This is a genomic window from Microbacterium sp. SORGH_AS_0428 (assembly GCF_031453615.1).
Lineage (GTDB): Bacteria > Actinomycetota > Actinomycetes > Actinomycetales > Microbacteriaceae > Microbacterium.
In genome coordinates this window covers 2,574,729-2,589,136 of the sequence record NZ_JAVIZT010000001.1, presented here as the reverse complement: position 1 = coordinate 2,589,136, position 14,408 = coordinate 2,574,729, and the positions used below count along the sequence as shown (strand labels likewise).

General features: G+C 71.4%; 16 protein-coding genes. 3 read left to right on the top strand and 13 right to left on the bottom strand.

Translation table 11 applies throughout. The features are described 5' to 3' along the window. Positions 1–28: 28 nt before the first annotated feature. Both QE374_RS12615 and QE374_RS12610 read right to left on the bottom strand, forming a co-directional pair. Complete coding sequence (locus QE374_RS12615) at positions 29–1,036, bottom strand: hypothetical protein (protein ID WP_309735365.1); 1,008 nt, start codon at positions 1,034–1,036, stop codon at positions 29–31. Positions 1,037–1,168: 132 nt separating this feature from the next. Further along, the gene (locus tag QE374_RS12610; RefSeq protein ID WP_309735363.1) at positions 1,169–1,960 is read right to left on the bottom strand and encodes a coenzyme F420-0:L-glutamate ligase; all 792 of its coding nucleotides are present in this window, start codon (positions 1,958–1,960) and stop codon (positions 1,169–1,171) included. Between the two features lie 73 nt (positions 1,961–2,033). On the opposite strand from QE374_RS12610, the gene QE374_RS12605 reads away from it, so the two are divergent. Next, positions 2,034–3,233: a pyridoxal phosphate-dependent aminotransferase gene (locus QE374_RS12605; RefSeq protein ID WP_309735361.1), complete on the top strand. Its 1,200-nt coding sequence runs from the start codon at positions 2,034–2,036 to the stop codon at positions 3,231–3,233. 21 nt (positions 3,234–3,254) lie between these two features. Here the strand turns inward: QE374_RS12605 and QE374_RS12600 are convergent, their stop codons facing one another. The 3 genes from QE374_RS12600 to QE374_RS12590 all read right to left on the bottom strand — a co-directional run bounded on the left by QE374_RS12600 (position 3,255) and on the right by QE374_RS12590 (position 5,227). Beyond that, positions 3,255–3,563, bottom strand: coding sequence for a hypothetical protein (locus tag QE374_RS12600; protein ID WP_309735359.1), 309 nt, complete (start codon positions 3,561–3,563; stop codon positions 3,255–3,257). 10 nt (positions 3,564–3,573) lie between these two features. Further along, positions 3,574–4,098, bottom strand: coding sequence for a YbhB/YbcL family Raf kinase inhibitor-like protein (locus QE374_RS12595; RefSeq protein ID WP_309735358.1), 525 nt, complete (start codon positions 4,096–4,098; stop codon positions 3,574–3,576). A gap of 163 nt (positions 4,099–4,261) precedes the next feature. Beyond that, a complete protein-coding gene (locus tag QE374_RS12590) occupies positions 4,262–5,227 on the bottom strand; it encodes a DUF5937 family protein (RefSeq protein ID WP_309735355.1) in 966 nt (321 codons plus the stop codon). Between the two features lie 55 nt (positions 5,228–5,282). Between QE374_RS12590 and QE374_RS12585 the strand changes: the two genes are divergently transcribed. Continuing rightward, complete coding sequence (locus QE374_RS12585) at positions 5,283–6,563, top strand: MFS transporter (protein ID WP_309735353.1); 1,281 nt, start codon at positions 5,283–5,285, stop codon at positions 6,561–6,563. Here the strand turns inward: QE374_RS12585 and QE374_RS12580 are convergent. Genes QE374_RS12580 through QE374_RS12560 form a run of 5 tightly spaced genes read right to left on the bottom strand, consistent with a single transcriptional unit; the run spans position 6,560 to position 10,438 of the window. Next, complete coding sequence (locus tag QE374_RS12580) at positions 6,560–7,696, bottom strand: UDP-N-acetylmuramate dehydrogenase (protein ID WP_309735351.1); 1,137 nt, start codon at positions 7,694–7,696, stop codon at positions 6,560–6,562. The genes QE374_RS12585 and QE374_RS12580 overlap by 4 nt on opposite strands. Continuing rightward, positions 7,693–8,100, bottom strand: coding sequence for a MaoC/PaaZ C-terminal domain-containing protein (locus QE374_RS12575; RefSeq protein WP_234074700.1), 408 nt, complete (start codon positions 8,098–8,100; stop codon positions 7,693–7,695). The genes QE374_RS12580 and QE374_RS12575 overlap by 4 nt, the downstream gene beginning before the upstream one ends. Next, on the bottom strand, positions 8,097–8,543 hold the full coding sequence (locus QE374_RS12570; protein WP_309735348.1) for a MaoC family dehydratase N-terminal domain-containing protein: 447 nt from the start codon (positions 8,541–8,543) through the stop codon (positions 8,097–8,099). Before QE374_RS12570 ends, QE374_RS12575 begins: the two co-directional genes overlap by 4 nt. 48 nt (positions 8,544–8,591) lie before the next feature. Beyond that, positions 8,592–9,395: a sulfite exporter TauE/SafE family protein gene (locus tag QE374_RS12565; RefSeq protein ID WP_309735346.1), complete on the bottom strand. Its 804-nt coding sequence runs from the start codon at positions 9,393–9,395 to the stop codon at positions 8,592–8,594. A gap of 29 nt (positions 9,396–9,424) precedes the next feature. After that, the gene (locus tag QE374_RS12560) at positions 9,425–10,438 is read right to left on the bottom strand and encodes an SDR family NAD(P)-dependent oxidoreductase (RefSeq protein WP_309735344.1); all 1,014 of its coding nucleotides are present in this window, start codon (positions 10,436–10,438) and stop codon (positions 9,425–9,427) included. A 113-nt stretch (positions 10,439–10,551) separates the two neighbouring features. On the opposite strand from QE374_RS12560, the gene QE374_RS12555 reads away from it, so the two are divergent. After that, the gene (locus QE374_RS12555) at positions 10,552–11,265 is read left to right on the top strand and encodes a hypothetical protein (RefSeq protein ID WP_309735342.1); all 714 of its coding nucleotides are present in this window, start codon (positions 10,552–10,554) and stop codon (positions 11,263–11,265) included. On the opposite strand, the gene QE374_RS12550 is transcribed toward QE374_RS12555, so the two are convergent. The 3 genes from QE374_RS12550 to QE374_RS12540 are packed head-to-tail and all read right to left on the bottom strand — an operon-like array spanning position 11,237 to position 14,384. Continuing rightward, on the bottom strand, positions 11,237–12,514 hold the full coding sequence (locus tag QE374_RS12550; protein WP_309735340.1) for a chloride channel protein: 1,278 nt from the start codon (positions 12,512–12,514) through the stop codon (positions 11,237–11,239). The genes QE374_RS12555 and QE374_RS12550 overlap by 29 nt on opposite strands. Beyond that, a complete protein-coding gene (locus tag QE374_RS12545) occupies positions 12,511–13,095 on the bottom strand; it encodes a CoA-binding protein (protein WP_309735338.1) in 585 nt (194 codons plus the stop codon). Before QE374_RS12545 ends, QE374_RS12550 begins: the two co-directional genes overlap by 4 nt. After that, complete coding sequence (locus QE374_RS12540) at positions 13,095–14,384, bottom strand: O-acetylhomoserine aminocarboxypropyltransferase/cysteine synthase family protein (protein ID WP_309735337.1); 1,290 nt, start codon at positions 14,382–14,384, stop codon at positions 13,095–13,097. Before QE374_RS12540 ends, QE374_RS12545 begins: the two co-directional genes overlap by 1 nt. Positions 14,385–14,408 lie beyond the last annotated feature (24 nt).

Sequence of the window (14,408 nt, the reverse complement as noted above, 5' to 3'; positions counted from 1 at the left end):
CCGCACCGCTCGCGGGGCGCCATGGAAGTCAGGGCGCGAGGAGGGCGAGCATCTCCTCCGGCGCGACAACGGCCCGCAGATCCGGGCCCACCACGCGCCGGCATCCGTCGAGTTCCACGGTCACCGTCGCACCGGCCTGCGTCTCCGGCAACGGATGCAGGACCACCGTGGATGTCGCCTCCGCCTCGCACGCCCCCGCGGGACCCGCCTCTCCGAAGAGGGCGAGCACTCGCGCCGCGCCCTCGCGGTCGAGATCGTCGACGCCCGAGAACGGCAACACGCCGCGGATGCTCAGCACCGACCCTTCTGCGGGAAGCGGCGCCGGTGCGTATCGGCAGACCCGCATCCCCGTCACCTCGTCGGCGCCCGGAAGCGGAGGCGGCGGCACGGGGACGGCCGTCGCGCCGACCTCCGGGACGACCGTGGCCTGGTCGATATCCACGCCGGCCAGCACATCGGTCCGCACCAGCAGGCCCGCCGTCGATGTGCAGCCCGCGGCCGTCGCCTCGGCGGACTCGATGAGGCCGCCGCGCTGGAACCGCTCCTCGACGAGACTGAGCCGCGACACGGCGGCCTCGATGCGATCCAGCACGTCGAGTCGCGGCTGCGCGCAGCCGTCCGACGGATACGGCACCCGGATGAATCGGCCGTCGGCGCCCTCCAGCCACAGCTCCGGACCGATCCACATCGACGCCGGGCAGGCGAAAGCCGCCGCAGCGTTCGGCTCGGCAAGGGCCGCGAGCAGCTCGCTCAGATCCCCCTCGAAGCGTTCGACGCGGGAGCCGGCCCAGACGCCTTCGGCATCCGCCTGCGTGGTGAATCCCTCGCAGCGGTGCAGCGCCACGGATTCGAAGCCGTCGGGCACGGCGCCGGCGACCACATCCGGATCCACTCCGCCGAACCCGTCGCCGCAGCGCAACTCTTCGATCGGCACGGCGTCGCCGCGCGGCTCGCCCGACACGAACGGGAGCGCCCCCGCGCAGCCGGTCAGCGTCGCCGCCAGCAGCACCGCGATGAAGGCCCCCGTCTTCCGCATCCCTCCACGCTAGGCACGCGGCAGGCCTCCCCGCGCAACGAAGCGCTAACGATCCGCGCGCCGGACTCCTGCAGGATCGCCCCGATCAGCCGGCCGCCCCACGGCGAACGCCCGTTCTGCAGGAGTTCGGGCTCAGCCGCGCGATGCGCGCCCGGCGGCGAACCCGTCGGCGTAGCCGACCTGGCGCCCCATCGCGATCGCCTCGTCGGTACCGAGGCGGAACATGTCGTGCTCGCCCGTGCGGGGCAGCGTGCGCGCGCCAGGGACGTCGACCTCGTCGGTGACGTAGCGCTCCAACCCGCGGACGACGGCGACGGGGCGCCCCGTCGCCTTCCCCTTCACCAGGTCGCCGGCCGACGCGATCTCGTCCGCGACGACGGGCACGGTCACCACGAGGGGGCGTCCCTGCGCGTCAGTCCCGCCGCGCAGATCGTCGACGACCCGCATCCCCGCCGCGCCGATCGCGATGTCGGTCTGCCCGATACGCCATGCCCGGCCCAGGGTGTCGCTCACGACGATGCCCAGACGCACGCCGAAGCGCGCCCGCAGCGCGGCGCACAGCGCGCGAGCCGACGCATCCGGGTCGATCGGCAGCAGCAGGATCGTTCCCTCGGGGGTGTTCGAGGCGTCGACGCCGGCCGCTGCTCCCACGACGCCGAGTCGGTTCTCCACGATCCGGGTCGTGCCGCGCACCGCGACGACCCGCACGGTCTCCGCCGTGATCGCGTCCTCACGATCGGATGCGGCCAGCTGGCGCCCCTCCGCCTTCGAGACGATCTTGGAGGTCACGACGAGGATGTCACCGTCGGCGATGCCGTCCGCATCCGCCGCGAGCGCGTCTCCGATGATCGTGGCGAGGTCGTCGCCTGCGGCGACCTCGGCGATACCGTCGAGGGCCCAGACCTGCATGCGGGGTGCGCTCACCCGATCATGTTTCCACACCCGCCCGGGGCCTTCGGCCCTGCTGCGGCGGACGCTCCCCCGCTAGGCTCGGAGGGTGACCGAACGCGCTCCCGTCTCCCGCAAGCTCTCCGCCATCGCCGAATCCGCGACCCTCAAGGTCGATGCGAAGGCGAAGGCCCTGCAGGCCGCCGGACGCCCCGTCATCTCCTATGCCGCGGGCGAGCCCGACTTCCCGACGCCGCAGTTCATCGTGGATGCGGCCGCGGAGGCGCTGAAGGACCCGGCGAACTTCCGCTACACGCCCGCCGTCGGTCTGCCGGCGCTGCGTGAGGCGATCGCGGCGAAGACGCTCCGCGACTCCGGCCTCGAGGTCTCCCCCTCTCAGATCATCGTGACCAACGGCGGCAAGCAGTCCGTCTACCAGGCATTCCAGGCCGTCGTGAACCCGGGCGACGAGGTCCTGCTGCCCGCGCCGTACTGGACGACGTACCCGGAGACCATCCGTCTCGCCGACGGTGTGCCGGTCGAGGTGTTCGCCGGTGCGGACCAGGACTACAAGGTCACGGTCGACCAGCTCGAGGCCGCCCGTACCGACCGCACCACCGTGCTCGTGTTCGTCTCCCCCTCCAACCCGACCGGCAGCGTCTACACGCCGGAGGAGACGCGCGCGATCGGCGAGTGGGCCCTCGCGCACGGCATCTGGGTCATCACCGACGAGATCTACCAGAACCTCGTCTACGAGGGCGCCCGTGCGGTGTCGATCGTCGAGGCCGTGCCGGAGCTCGCCGGCCAGACCATCCTCGTCAACGGAGTCGCGAAGACGTACGCCATGACGGGCTGGCGCGTGGGCTGGATGGTGGGCCCCGCCGACGCGATCAAGGTCGCCGGAAACCTCCAGTCCCACCTGTCGAGCAACGTCAACAACATCGCGCAGCGCGCCGCCCTCGCCGCCCTCACGGGCCCGCAGGACGAGGCCGAGGCGATGCGGGTCGCGTTCGACCGTCGCCGCCGCCTCATCGTCGACGAGCTGTCGAAGATCGACTGCGTCACGGTTCCCAACCCGCTCGGCGCGTTCTACGTCTACCCCGACGTGCGGGGGCTCCTCGGCCGGGAGTGGGACGGCGTCACACCGACGTCGACGCTCGAGCTCGCCGACCTCATCCTCGAGAAGGCAGAGGTCGCCGTGGTCCCGGGCGAGGCGTTCGGCCCGTCCGGGTACCTGCGCCTGTCGTACGCGCTGGGCGACGACGCGCTGCTGGAGGGCGTGCAGCGCCTGCAGCGCCTGTTCGCCTGAGGGGCGCGTCCCTGAAACGGCTCAGCTCGCGGCGTTCGGCGAGGAGGCTCCCGGAACCTCGATCGTGATCCGGGAGCCATCCTCGATCACGCCGTGGCCCTTGTCGGGCGTGGGCGCGGGAACCGGGATCTCCTGCTCCGCCTCCCACACGAGCCGCGCCTCGTGCGCGGACGGATGGAACAGCTCGTCGAATCCGAGCAGCCCGCCCGACGAGCCCGCATCCGCACCGCCCGATCGCTGGCGGCGATGGGTGGAGACGCTCACGAGCACGAAGATCACGGGGACGCTCAGCACGAGGACGATGGTCCCCCACCCCAGCACCTCGCTCATGTCGGAGGAGTCAGTGCTGGTACGTGCCGTGGATGATCGCGCGGCCGAGGGTCTTGAACGCGAGGTTGAACGAGACCACGGCGGGTGAGGCGTCCGCATCCACTCCGAGCGTCCGCTCGGACACGGCGTGCACGACGAAGTAGTACCGGTGCACCTGGTCGCCCTCCGGCGGCGCGGCGCCCATGAAGCCGGGCTGCCCGCCGTCGTTGCGCACGTGGAACGCACCCGCGGGCAGTTCCGCCGCGGCTGCTCCGGCGTCGAGAGACGTGATGGATGCGGGAACGTCGACGAGCACCCAGTGCCAGAAGCCGCTGGGGGTCGGAGCGTCGGGGTCGAAGCACGTGATGACGTAGGACTGCGTCCCCTCGGGAGCGCCCGACCACGACAGCTGCGGCGAGGTGTTGCCGAGGGCGGCGACCTGGTCGTCCTTCAGCGATGCACCGTCGGTGACGTCGTCGCTGGTGACGGTGAACGAGGCCACCGCGGGAAGAAGCGGATAGGGGTCCGGCGTCTGGGGGCGGGTGAGATCGGTCATGGCACCGAGCCTACGCATGGGTCGCTGCCCGCGGCCCCGCGGACCGCTACACATTTGCGCACCCGCCACAGAGAAGAACTGTCGCGGATGCGGATACCTGCCGCATCCGCGCAACAGCGACGCAACTCGGGCACCTGCCTCCCGGGGCGGGCCGGGGCGCGGGCTACGCGCGGGAGGGTTCGGCGCACAGGGCGTCGCCGGCGGCGCTGCGGTAGTAGAGCACGGCGCGGCCGTAGCGGGCGCGATTGAGCAGCCCCGCCCGCGCCATCACCCGCAGGTGCTGGTTCACGGCAGAGGTCGACACCCCCAGCCGCAGCGCCAGGTCCGTCGAGGATGCAGGCTCGCCGAGCTCGGCGAGCAGCACCGCGCGCGTGCGGCCGAGCAGGTCGGTGACGGCCGCGGCGTCCGGGCCGACGGCGGCGGACCACATCGCGCCCTGGCCGCGCGCGGGGTACATCACGGTCGGCGGCAGATCGTCGTCGATCGGGGTCGACACGCGCGCCGTGAAGATCGACGGCACGAGCGTCAGACCGTCGCCGAGGACGGGCCGATGACGCACCTGCGGGTTCCACAGCCGCACGTCCAGGTGCCGGCCGTCGTAGCGCACCGCATCCGAGAGTCCGTTCAGCACGGCCCCGATGCCCGCCTGGGCGGCGATGCGTCCGCGATAGGCGATGTCGGCCTGCATGACGGCGTGCATGCGCGCCCAGTGCGGGGCGAAGCAGAGATCCCACGCCGTCGCGAGAGCGCGCTGCAGGCGCGCGACGACGACATCGTGGCGCCCGCGGAAGACGCGGGGCACGCTCCCGTGCACCTTCTCGAGGTCCGCGTACAGATGCGTCCGGCTGATCCTGCCGAGGTCGGCGAGTTCGTCCTCCAAGGACGTCAGCGGCGATGAGGGACGCGGGTTCACGAAGTCCGCGACCCATCGCCTGTCGTTGACGAGCGCGAGCAGCATCTCCTCGTCGAGCAGCGACCGCACGCCGGCGATGCGCTGCACCCACGGGCGCTGCAGCGGGAACCATTCCGGCTCGTAGAGGGCGCGCAGCGCGAGTCCGAGCTCAGACAGCGGCGAGACGCCGAAGCGGATGGCGGACACATCCGCTGCTTCCATCTCGTACCGGATCATGAAGCCATAATCTACATCGATTGCACGAACGCGAAGCCGCTGCGGGAATGGAGCGGTGACGAGCACCACCCCCACCGTTCCCCTGCGCACCCTCATCTCCGACGACCAGACCCTGCGGCGCCTGCTGACGATCACGCTGGTCGACACGCTCGGCCGAGGCGCCTTCTTCACGCTCACGACGCTGTATCTGACGATCATCGTGGGCGTGCCGGTGCTCTCCGTGGGCATCGGCCTGACGATCGCGGGCGCCGTCGGCGTGGCGAGCTCGCTCACCTTCGGGCACCTGGCCGATCGCTTCAGTGCCCGTCGGATGCTCCTGTGGCTGCACCTGCTGCAGGGGGCCGCCCTCATCGGTTACGTCGTCGTCCACGACCTGCTGACCCTCGTGATCGCGGCGTCGCTGGTCACCCTCGCCCAGCAGGGGAACGCGAGTGTGCGCTCCGCCGTCGTCGGCCGCGCGTTCCTCGGCGAGGACCGTGTCCGCATCCGCGCGACGATGCGCACCGTCACCAACGTCGGCATCGGCGTGGGAACCGCGGTCGCCGCGATCCCCCTCGCGCTCGGTACGGCGTTCGCGTTCCAGCTGACGATGTCGATCGCGGGCGCCTTGTTCCTCGTCTCCGCGGTGCTGGTGAGCGGCCTGTCGGCGGAGCGCGTCGACGCGCCGCGGGCGTCGTCCGACGCGGCGGATGCGGACAGCGCATCGCAGAAGGGACGCAGTCCCTACCGCGATGCGCGCTTCCTGTCGCTGACCGCGCTCATGGGCGTCTTCGGCATCCAGTTCGGGCTGTACGAGGTCGGCGTGCCGCTCTGGGTCGTCGCGCACACCGTCGCCCCCGACGTGCTCGTGAGCCCGCTCCTGCTCGTGAACACGGTCGTCGTGGTCCTGCTGCAGGTGCGTATGAGCCGCGGCACCGGCACCTTCGCGGGGGCCGGACGCGCCATGCGCAACGCGGGCGTGCTGATGGTGCTCGCCTGCGCGCTGTGGGCGGGGGCCGGGTGGGTCGGCGGCGACGGGTGGGGGCCGATCGCGGTCGCCGCCGTCATCCTGCTGGCCGCCGCTCTCGTGCACTCGCTCGCCGAGATCACCTCGAGCGCCGCCGGCTGGAGCCTGAGCTTCGATCTGGCCTCGCAGGAGCGGATGGGCAGCTACCAGGGCGTCTACGGCACCGGCTACGCCCTCGGCGCGATGATCGCCCCCACCGTCGTGACGATGACGGCGATCAACCTCGGCACGGCCGGATGGGCGATCCTCGCGGTCATGTTCGGCGCCGCGGCCGCGGGCGTGGTGATCATCGCCCGCCGCGCCGCGCGCGATGCGGTGACGATCGGCTAGAGCTCGACGCCGACGAGCACGGGTTCGGGCTGGAGGATCAGTCCGAACTCCTGCTGCACCCGCTGCTGGATGAAGCGCGCGAGCTCGGCGATCTCGCCCGCCGTCGCCCCACCGCGGTTCGTCAGCGCGAGGGCGTGCTTGCTCGACACCGCGGCGCGCGAACGTCCGATGCGGAAGCCCTTGCCGATCCCCGCGTGCTCGATGAGCCATGCGGCGCTGACCTTCACGTCGATCGAGCGCACCGGGGCCGGCGGGACGTAGCCGTCGAACTGGTCGAGCGGGATGACGCGCACCGGTTCGATCTCGGGCTCGAGCGGCCATCTCGGGCACTCGGCCGGAAGGGTGCGCGCGAACTCCTGCGACACCACCGCGTTCTGGAAGAACGAACCCGCGGAGCGCGTGTCGGCGTCATCGGGGTCGAGGACCATGCCCTTGCTGCGGCGGGTGGCGAGCACCGTGTCTCGCACCTCTGCGAGCGAGACGACCGCATCCGCTCCCAGTCCCAGCGCCCGGCGCAGCTGCTCGCCGCGCACCGGCCCCACGCCATGACCGACCTGCTGCAGTTCGAGGGTGGCCGAGAGGATCACGGCCCGACGGGCGGCGACGGATCCGTAGTGGTGCTTGAGCACCGAGGTGCGGAAGCCGAGATTCAAGTCGGTGGCGGGCACCGTGGAGACATCGCCGGTCGACTCGTCGATGAGTTCGACTTCGACGAGGGTCTGCGAGATGTCCTGCCCGTACGCTCCGACGTTCTGCACGGGAGCAGCACCGACGGTGCCGGGGATGCCGCTCATCGCCTCGATGCCGGCGAGCCCCGCCGTCACGGTGTCGGCGACCAGCGCGTCCCAGTCGTGGCCCGCCTGCACCCGCAGACGCACGAAGCCCGCGCGGGGCGAGGCCAGCCGTTCGATGCCCCGGGTCAGCACACGCACCACGGTGCCGTCGAAGGGCTCGTCGCCGACCAGGAGGTTCGACCCGCCGCCGAGCACGAACCAGTCGTCGCCATCGGCCCAGACCTCGCGCAGCGCGGCGATCAGCTCGTTGCGGGACCGCGCCTCGCGCATCCGCGCGGGGGCGGCGCCCGTGGCCAGCGTGGTCAGCTGCGCGAGCGGCAGCGGTTCTACGGCGGTCATGCCTCGCGGGTCACCCGCACCTGCGCCTTGCCCAGCACGGTCGTGTCGGCGTGGGTCACCGTCAGGTCGATGCGCAGCGTCTCGTCGTCGATCTGGCCGACGGTGGCGACGACGCGCACGTCGGCTCCCGTCTCGGCATCGACGACGACGGGTCGCGTGAAGCGCACGCCATACTCGCGGATGCGGCCGGCATCTCCGAGCCACGGCACGATCGTCTCGACCGACAGGCCCATCGTGAGCATGCCGTGGGCGAGGACACCGGGCAGTCCGACGCGGGCGGCGACGTCGTCGCGGAAGTGGATGGGGTTGAAGTCGCCCGACGCGCCCGCATAGCGCACGAGCGACTCGCGGGTCAGGTGCACGTCACGCTCGGCGACGACCTGCCCGATCTCGTACGCGGTCATTCCTCGCCCCCGATCAGCAGGATGGATGTGGCGGTCACGACGTGCGCGCCGGTCGCATCCGTCACCTCGGCCTCGCTCGTGACCATGGCGCCCTTGCCCACGGCACGCACGCCCGTCACGCGCAGCTGCGCGGTGAGCTCGTCACCGGCGACGATGGGCCGCGAGTAGCGGAAGCGCTGCTCGGCATGGATCGTGCGCTCGAGGGCGATTCCCGAGTCGGGCTCCGCCAGCAGCTGCTGCAGAGTGAGGTCCTGGATCACCATGGCGAAGGTCGGCGGCGCGACGACGTCGGCGTAGCCGAGCGCCTGCGCTGCGGCCGGATCGGTGTGCTGGGGGTCGGTGGCGAAGACGGCGCGGGCGAACTCGCGCACCTTCTCGCGGCCGACGAGATACGGCGGTGTCGGCTCGAAGGCGCGCTCGACGAGGGTGGGATTCACGGGCACAGCCCCATCCTACCGAGCGGCCCGCGAGCGGCCGCCGTCAGAAATCGCTCAGCGCTTGCGCCCGCGGACGGCCTTGATCGCCATCTGCGTGCCGATGAAGACCAGGAACGCGGCGAACAGGACGTTGGCGACGAAGGGGTCGAGCAGTGTCGCGATCCACGCGCCCAGCGCCGTGGTCGTGCAGGCGGCGACGCCGACGAGGGCCGCGGCGACCAGGTCGACGTTCTTTCGACGCAGGTTCCCGATCGTTCCCGACAGGGCGGTGGGGATCATGAACAGCAGCGAGGTCCCCTTCGCTTCCAGGTCGCTGGCGCCGAAGACGAGCACGAGGATCGGGACGACGATCACGCCGCCGCCGACACCGATCAGACCCGCCATGATGCCCGTGAACACACCCACCACGACGAGGGCGATGCCGGAGACCACCGTCACCTCGATGTGTGCGTCGCGAGAGGGGATGACGAAGAACAGGCTCGCGATCACCACGACGATGAAGGCGACGAATCCCCAGCGCAACGCGGTCTGCGAAATGCGCGGGAGCAGCCACGTGCCGATCTGCGCGCCCACGACGGCGCCCACGGCGAGAAGGATCGCCGGCACCCACGCGACCGACCCGTGTACGGCGTAGGAGATCACGCCGACGGCCGCCGTCGGCACGATGGCCGCGAGCGAGGTTCCCGCAGCCAGACGCTGGTCGAACTTCAGGAACAGCACCAGCAGCGGAACGATCACGGTGCCGCCGCCCACGCCGAACAGCCCGGACAGCAGGCCGGCCAGCAGCCCCGTCCCGATGCAGGTGAGGATGAAGGCCGGAGTGCGTGGCGCAAGCACGCGTGCGGGGGCGTCGGTCACCGGGAGAGCCTACCGCCGCCCCCGAGGCGTCACTGCACCGACCATCCTCCATCCGACGCGAGGATCACGCCGTTGATGTTGGCCGCATCGTCCGAGAGCAGGAAGGTGATGGATGCGGCGAGCTGCTCCGCCGTGGCCACGGTCGGGATGAGCTGCTCGAAGGGTGCCACCCGTGCACGGCCGCTCTCCGAGAGGTGCGGCGGCAGAGCGATACCGGTGGCGACGGCGCCCGGCGCCACGGCGTTCACGCGGATCCCGGCGGGGCCGTACATGAAGGCCGCCGACTTGGTGAGCCCGACGACGGCGTGCTTCGAGGCGGTGTAGGCGGTCCCTGCCGCGTTGCCGCGCAGCCCCGCTTCCGAGGAGACGTTGACGATGGCACCGGCCCCGGCGGCGGTCATCGCGGGGATCACCGCGCGCGACAGCTTGAAAGTGCCGGTGACGTTGACCGACATGACGCGCTCCCAGACCGCATCCGTCGTCTCGCCGAGCGGCGAGAAGTCGTCCATGATCCCGGCGACGTTGGCGAGCGCATCGATCCGCTCTCCGGCGGCCGCGACGATCCGGTCGACAGCGCCCTGGTCGGTGATGTCGCCGGCGACCGCCACGAGCTTCTCCCCGTCATGCGCCGCCACCAGCTCGTCGAGGCGATCGGCGGAGACGTCGACGGCGATGACGCGGCCGTCCTCGCGGAGCACCCGCGAGGCCACGGCGCGCCCGATCCCGGATGCGGCGCCCGTGACGATGACCGTGCGACCGGCGAAGCGGCCTGCGACCACGCGCTCGACCCACGGCGCAGGGCCCGTCTGCTCGGGCATCGTGCCGCCGTTCGCCTGGCGGACGAGGTCGTCGACGACCGACTGCGGCAGCTGCCCCTGGCTGAGCGCGACGAGCTGCTGGAGCGGCTGCGACCGGACGGGGCCCAGCGCGTCCTCCGACGTCCCCGATGCCGCGAGCAGCCCCCGGATGAGATCGCCCCCGACGGGGTGTTCCAGCCATTGCGCGATCGTGCTGTTCGCGGTCAACACCACACTCTCCGACATTGCAGAGCCCTTCTCTCGAGCGGGCCGTCGCCGTTCGACGGATAATCCCGCACGGGAAATACTACGCTCGTCAGGACCCATACGCCCGGGAAGATCCAGGAGACGGAGCCGACGTGACGCCAGAATCCCCCTCGCGTCGAGGACGCGGCGAACGGGCGGGCCTGGACCGCGCCGCCATCCTCGACGCTGCGCGGCGGCTGCCCGCGGAGGAGCTCACGATGCAGGGCGTCGCCGACGCCCTCGGGGTCGATCGCAAGGCGCTGCACCACTACGTGCACGGGCGCGAGGGCCTTCTCGAGCTTCTCGCCGAAGATGTGTTCCTCACCCGCCTCTCGGCGCTCGAGGTCCCCGCCGATGCCCCCTGGCCCGATGCGTGCCGCGCGTTCGCCGAGGGGATGCGGCAGTCGTTGGTCGCTTCGGGTGCCCTCGTCGAGCACTTCCGCACCCTGTCTCGGGCGACGCTCGCCGCGGTCCGGCCTGCGGAGATCGTGCTGGAACGGCTGCTCGACGGCGGACTCGACGAGGTCGCCGCGGGGCGCACCCTGTTGCTGTTGACGACCGTCGCCACGGGCTTCGCCCGGGAGGAGGTCGCGGCCGCGGGGGCGGGCGGGCACCCGCAGGTCGCGCAGTTCCGCGGGATGCTCCGCGAGACGGGCGCCACGGAGCTCGGCGTGCTGCGCCGGCTCGATGAGAGCGGTTTCGACGCCTACGGCGACGCGCAGTTCGCCTTCGACGTCGATGCCGTCATCGCCGCCGTCGCGGCACGCATCGCGGAGCCTCAGCGCCCGGGACGCGCGGCTACTCGCGACCGGGGTCGATGGGCGTGAAGCCGGCGAGACCGCCGCGCTTCAGCAGCCCCGCGACCGCGAGCGAACCGGCGACCGCGAGGAAGATCGGCAGCAGGAGCGAGAAGCCCGTGTTGGTGAACTCGATGATCAGGGCGATCGCGGTGAACGGGGCGCGCATGTTCGCAGCGAGGAAGGCGGCCGCGGCGACGACCGCGAGTCCTGTGCCGCTCGCTCCCGGCCAGAGCAGCGCCCATCCCGCCGCTGCTGCCGCGCCCAGTGCGGCGCCGATCGCGACGGAGGGCTGCAGCGTTCCGCCGATGGCGCCCGCTCCGAGGGAGAGCGTGGTCGCGACGTACTTGAGCACCGCGAGGATGAGCAGGAACACGACGGGCTCGCTCAGCTCGAAGCCGGCGGTCGCCAGTGCGCGCCCGTTTCCGAGGATGAGCGGGAAGAACATCCCCACGGCGCCGACGGCGGCGAACACGATCGGGAGCACGACGAGCAGCTTCCAGCCGGTGGGCCGGAAGGCGCTCAGACGCTTCGTCGCCGCCACGAAACTGGTGGCGACCACTCCCATCAGCGGTCCGATGACCACAGCCGCCACGAGCAGCGACGCGTTGACCTCGATCGATCCGAGGTCGTACAGCGACTGGTCGCCCACGAGCGGCCGCGCGACCAGGGTCGCGATCGCGCTGACCGCGAGCGCGGTCACGGCGGCGGCGATCGAAAACTCGCCGAGGAGGATTTCCACCGCGAACACCGCGCCGCCCAACGGCACGTTGTAGACGGCCGCGAGACCGGCCCCCGCGGCCGACGCGATCAGGATGCGGCGCCAGCGCGGCGTCAGGCGGAACCACCCGACGACTTTCGACGACGCCATCGCGGCGAGCTCGCGCGGGGCGACCTCCTTGCCGATCGATGCGCCCAGCGCGACGGAGACGACCTGCAGGACGGTGTCGACGAGGGTCTCCACCACGGGCATCCGTCGCCCCGCGACGCCCTGCTCGACGCTCGCGACCGGCCTCCCGAAGCGGCGGATGAGGTACCAGCCGACGGCCGCGATGACGCCGGCCGCGCTGACGGTGACCAGCGGCAGCCAGGACTCCGCCGGTGCGGCGAGTCCGTCGAGGAAGGGGCCTCGGCCGTCGCCCCAGACGAGGTGCTCGATCGAGTGGACGATCCACACCAGCAACAGCACGGCGAGGCCGGTGCCCACCCCCGCGAGGACGGTCGCCGTGCCGATCCGCGTGAGGTGGCCGACGGCGGGGCCGAGCCGCGTCGCGCTCACCGCAGCGTACGCCGGGAGCTGATCTGGCCGGTGTCGAATCCCATGAGGTGCAGACCGCCGTGGAAGCGCGCGTGCTCGATCTTGATGCAGCGGTCCATGACGACGGTCAGTCCCTTGCTCTCGCCGTAGCGCGCCGCATCCTCGTTCCAGATCCCGAGCTGGACCCAGACGGTGGGTGCACCGATCGCGATCGCATCGTCGATGACCGAGGGGATGTCGTCGGCGCGGCGGAAGACGTCGACGATGTCGGGCACCTCCGGCAGCGAGGCGAGGTCGGGATAAGCCGGCTGACCGAGGATCTCGGTGGCGTTGGGATTCACGAAGTACACCCGGTAGTCGCCGGACTGCAGGAGGTACGTCCCGACGAAGTAGCTGGATCGCGCGGGATTCGCTGAGGCGCCCACGATCGCGATGCTCTTCGCGGCGCGGAGGATCGCGAGGCGCTCCTTCGCACCCGGCCCCTCCCAGGTGCGCTGCGAGCGCAGCAGCTTGGCGAGGGGCGAGCTGGCGGGCAGGGCGCACGTCAGCCCGTTCGGCAGGCGTGTCTCGACGGTCTCCTCGAGGGCGGTCACGTCGTTCATCATGCCTCCTGCGCCGCGGCGAGGGCCTGGTCGAGGTCGTAGATGATGTCGTCGACATCCTCGATGCCGACGCTGATGCGCACGAGCCCCGGCAGCACACCGCCGTCGACGAGCTGCTGCTCGGTCAGCTGCGCGTGGGTCGTGGACGCGGGGTGGATGACGAGCGTCTTCGCGTCGCCGATGTTGGCGAGATGGCTGGCGAGATCGACCGACTCGATGAAGGTGCGACCGGCCGCACGGCCACCCTTGACCCCGAAGCTGAAGACGGCGCCGGGCCCCTCGGGCAGGTACTTCTTCGCCCGGTCGTGGTGGATGTGGCCGGGCAGCCCCGCCCAGGTCACGTACTCGACGCGCGGGTCGGCGTCGAGCCATTCGGCCACGGCACGGGCGTTCTCGACGTGCGCCTTCATCCGGTACGGCAGCGTCTCCACGCCCTGCGCCAGCAGGAACGCCGAGTGCGGCGCGAGCGCCGGGCCGATGTCGCGCAGCTGCTCGGCGCGCAGGCGCGTGAGGAAGGCGTACTCGCCGAAGTTGCCCGACCACTCGAGACCGCCGTAGCTCGGCACCGGCTCGGTGAACAGCGGGAACCGCTCGCCCGACCAGTCGAAGCGACCCGACTCGACGACGACGCCTCCCAGCGAGGTGCCGTGGCCGCCGAGGAACTTGGTGGCGGAGTGCACGACGATGTCGGCGCCCCATTCGATCGGACGACACAGGTAGGGAGTGGCGACCGTCGAATCGATCACGAGCGGAACACCGGCGGCGTGCGCCACGGCCGCGAGCCCCTCGATGTCGGCGACCTCGCCGGAGGGGTTGGCCACGGTCTCCGCGAAGACCGCCTTGGTGCGGTCCGTGATGGCGGCGGCGTAGTCGGCGGGGTCCGCCGAGGCGACGAACGTCGTCTCCACTCCGAAGCGGCGCAGCGTCACGTCGAGCTGGGTGATCGAGCCGCCGTAGAGATTGGCGCTGGCCACGATGTGATCGCCCGCCCCCGCGAGCGAGGCGAACGTGATGAACTGCGCAGAGAGTCCGCTGGAGGTGGCGACGGCGCCGAGCCCCTGCTCGAGCGAGGCGATGCGCTCTTCGAACGACGCCGTCGTGGGGTTCGCGAGGCGACTGTAGATGTTGCCGTACTTCTGCAGCGCGAAGCGCGCGGCCGCATCCTCCGTGTCGTCGAAGACGAACGCCGAGGACTGGTAGATCGGAAGCGCGCGAGCACCGGTGACGGCGTCGGGGATGTTGCCTGCGTGGATGGCGCGCGTGCGGAAGCCGTATTCACGGTCGGCCATGAGGGCCCTTTCGAAGGGGGGATG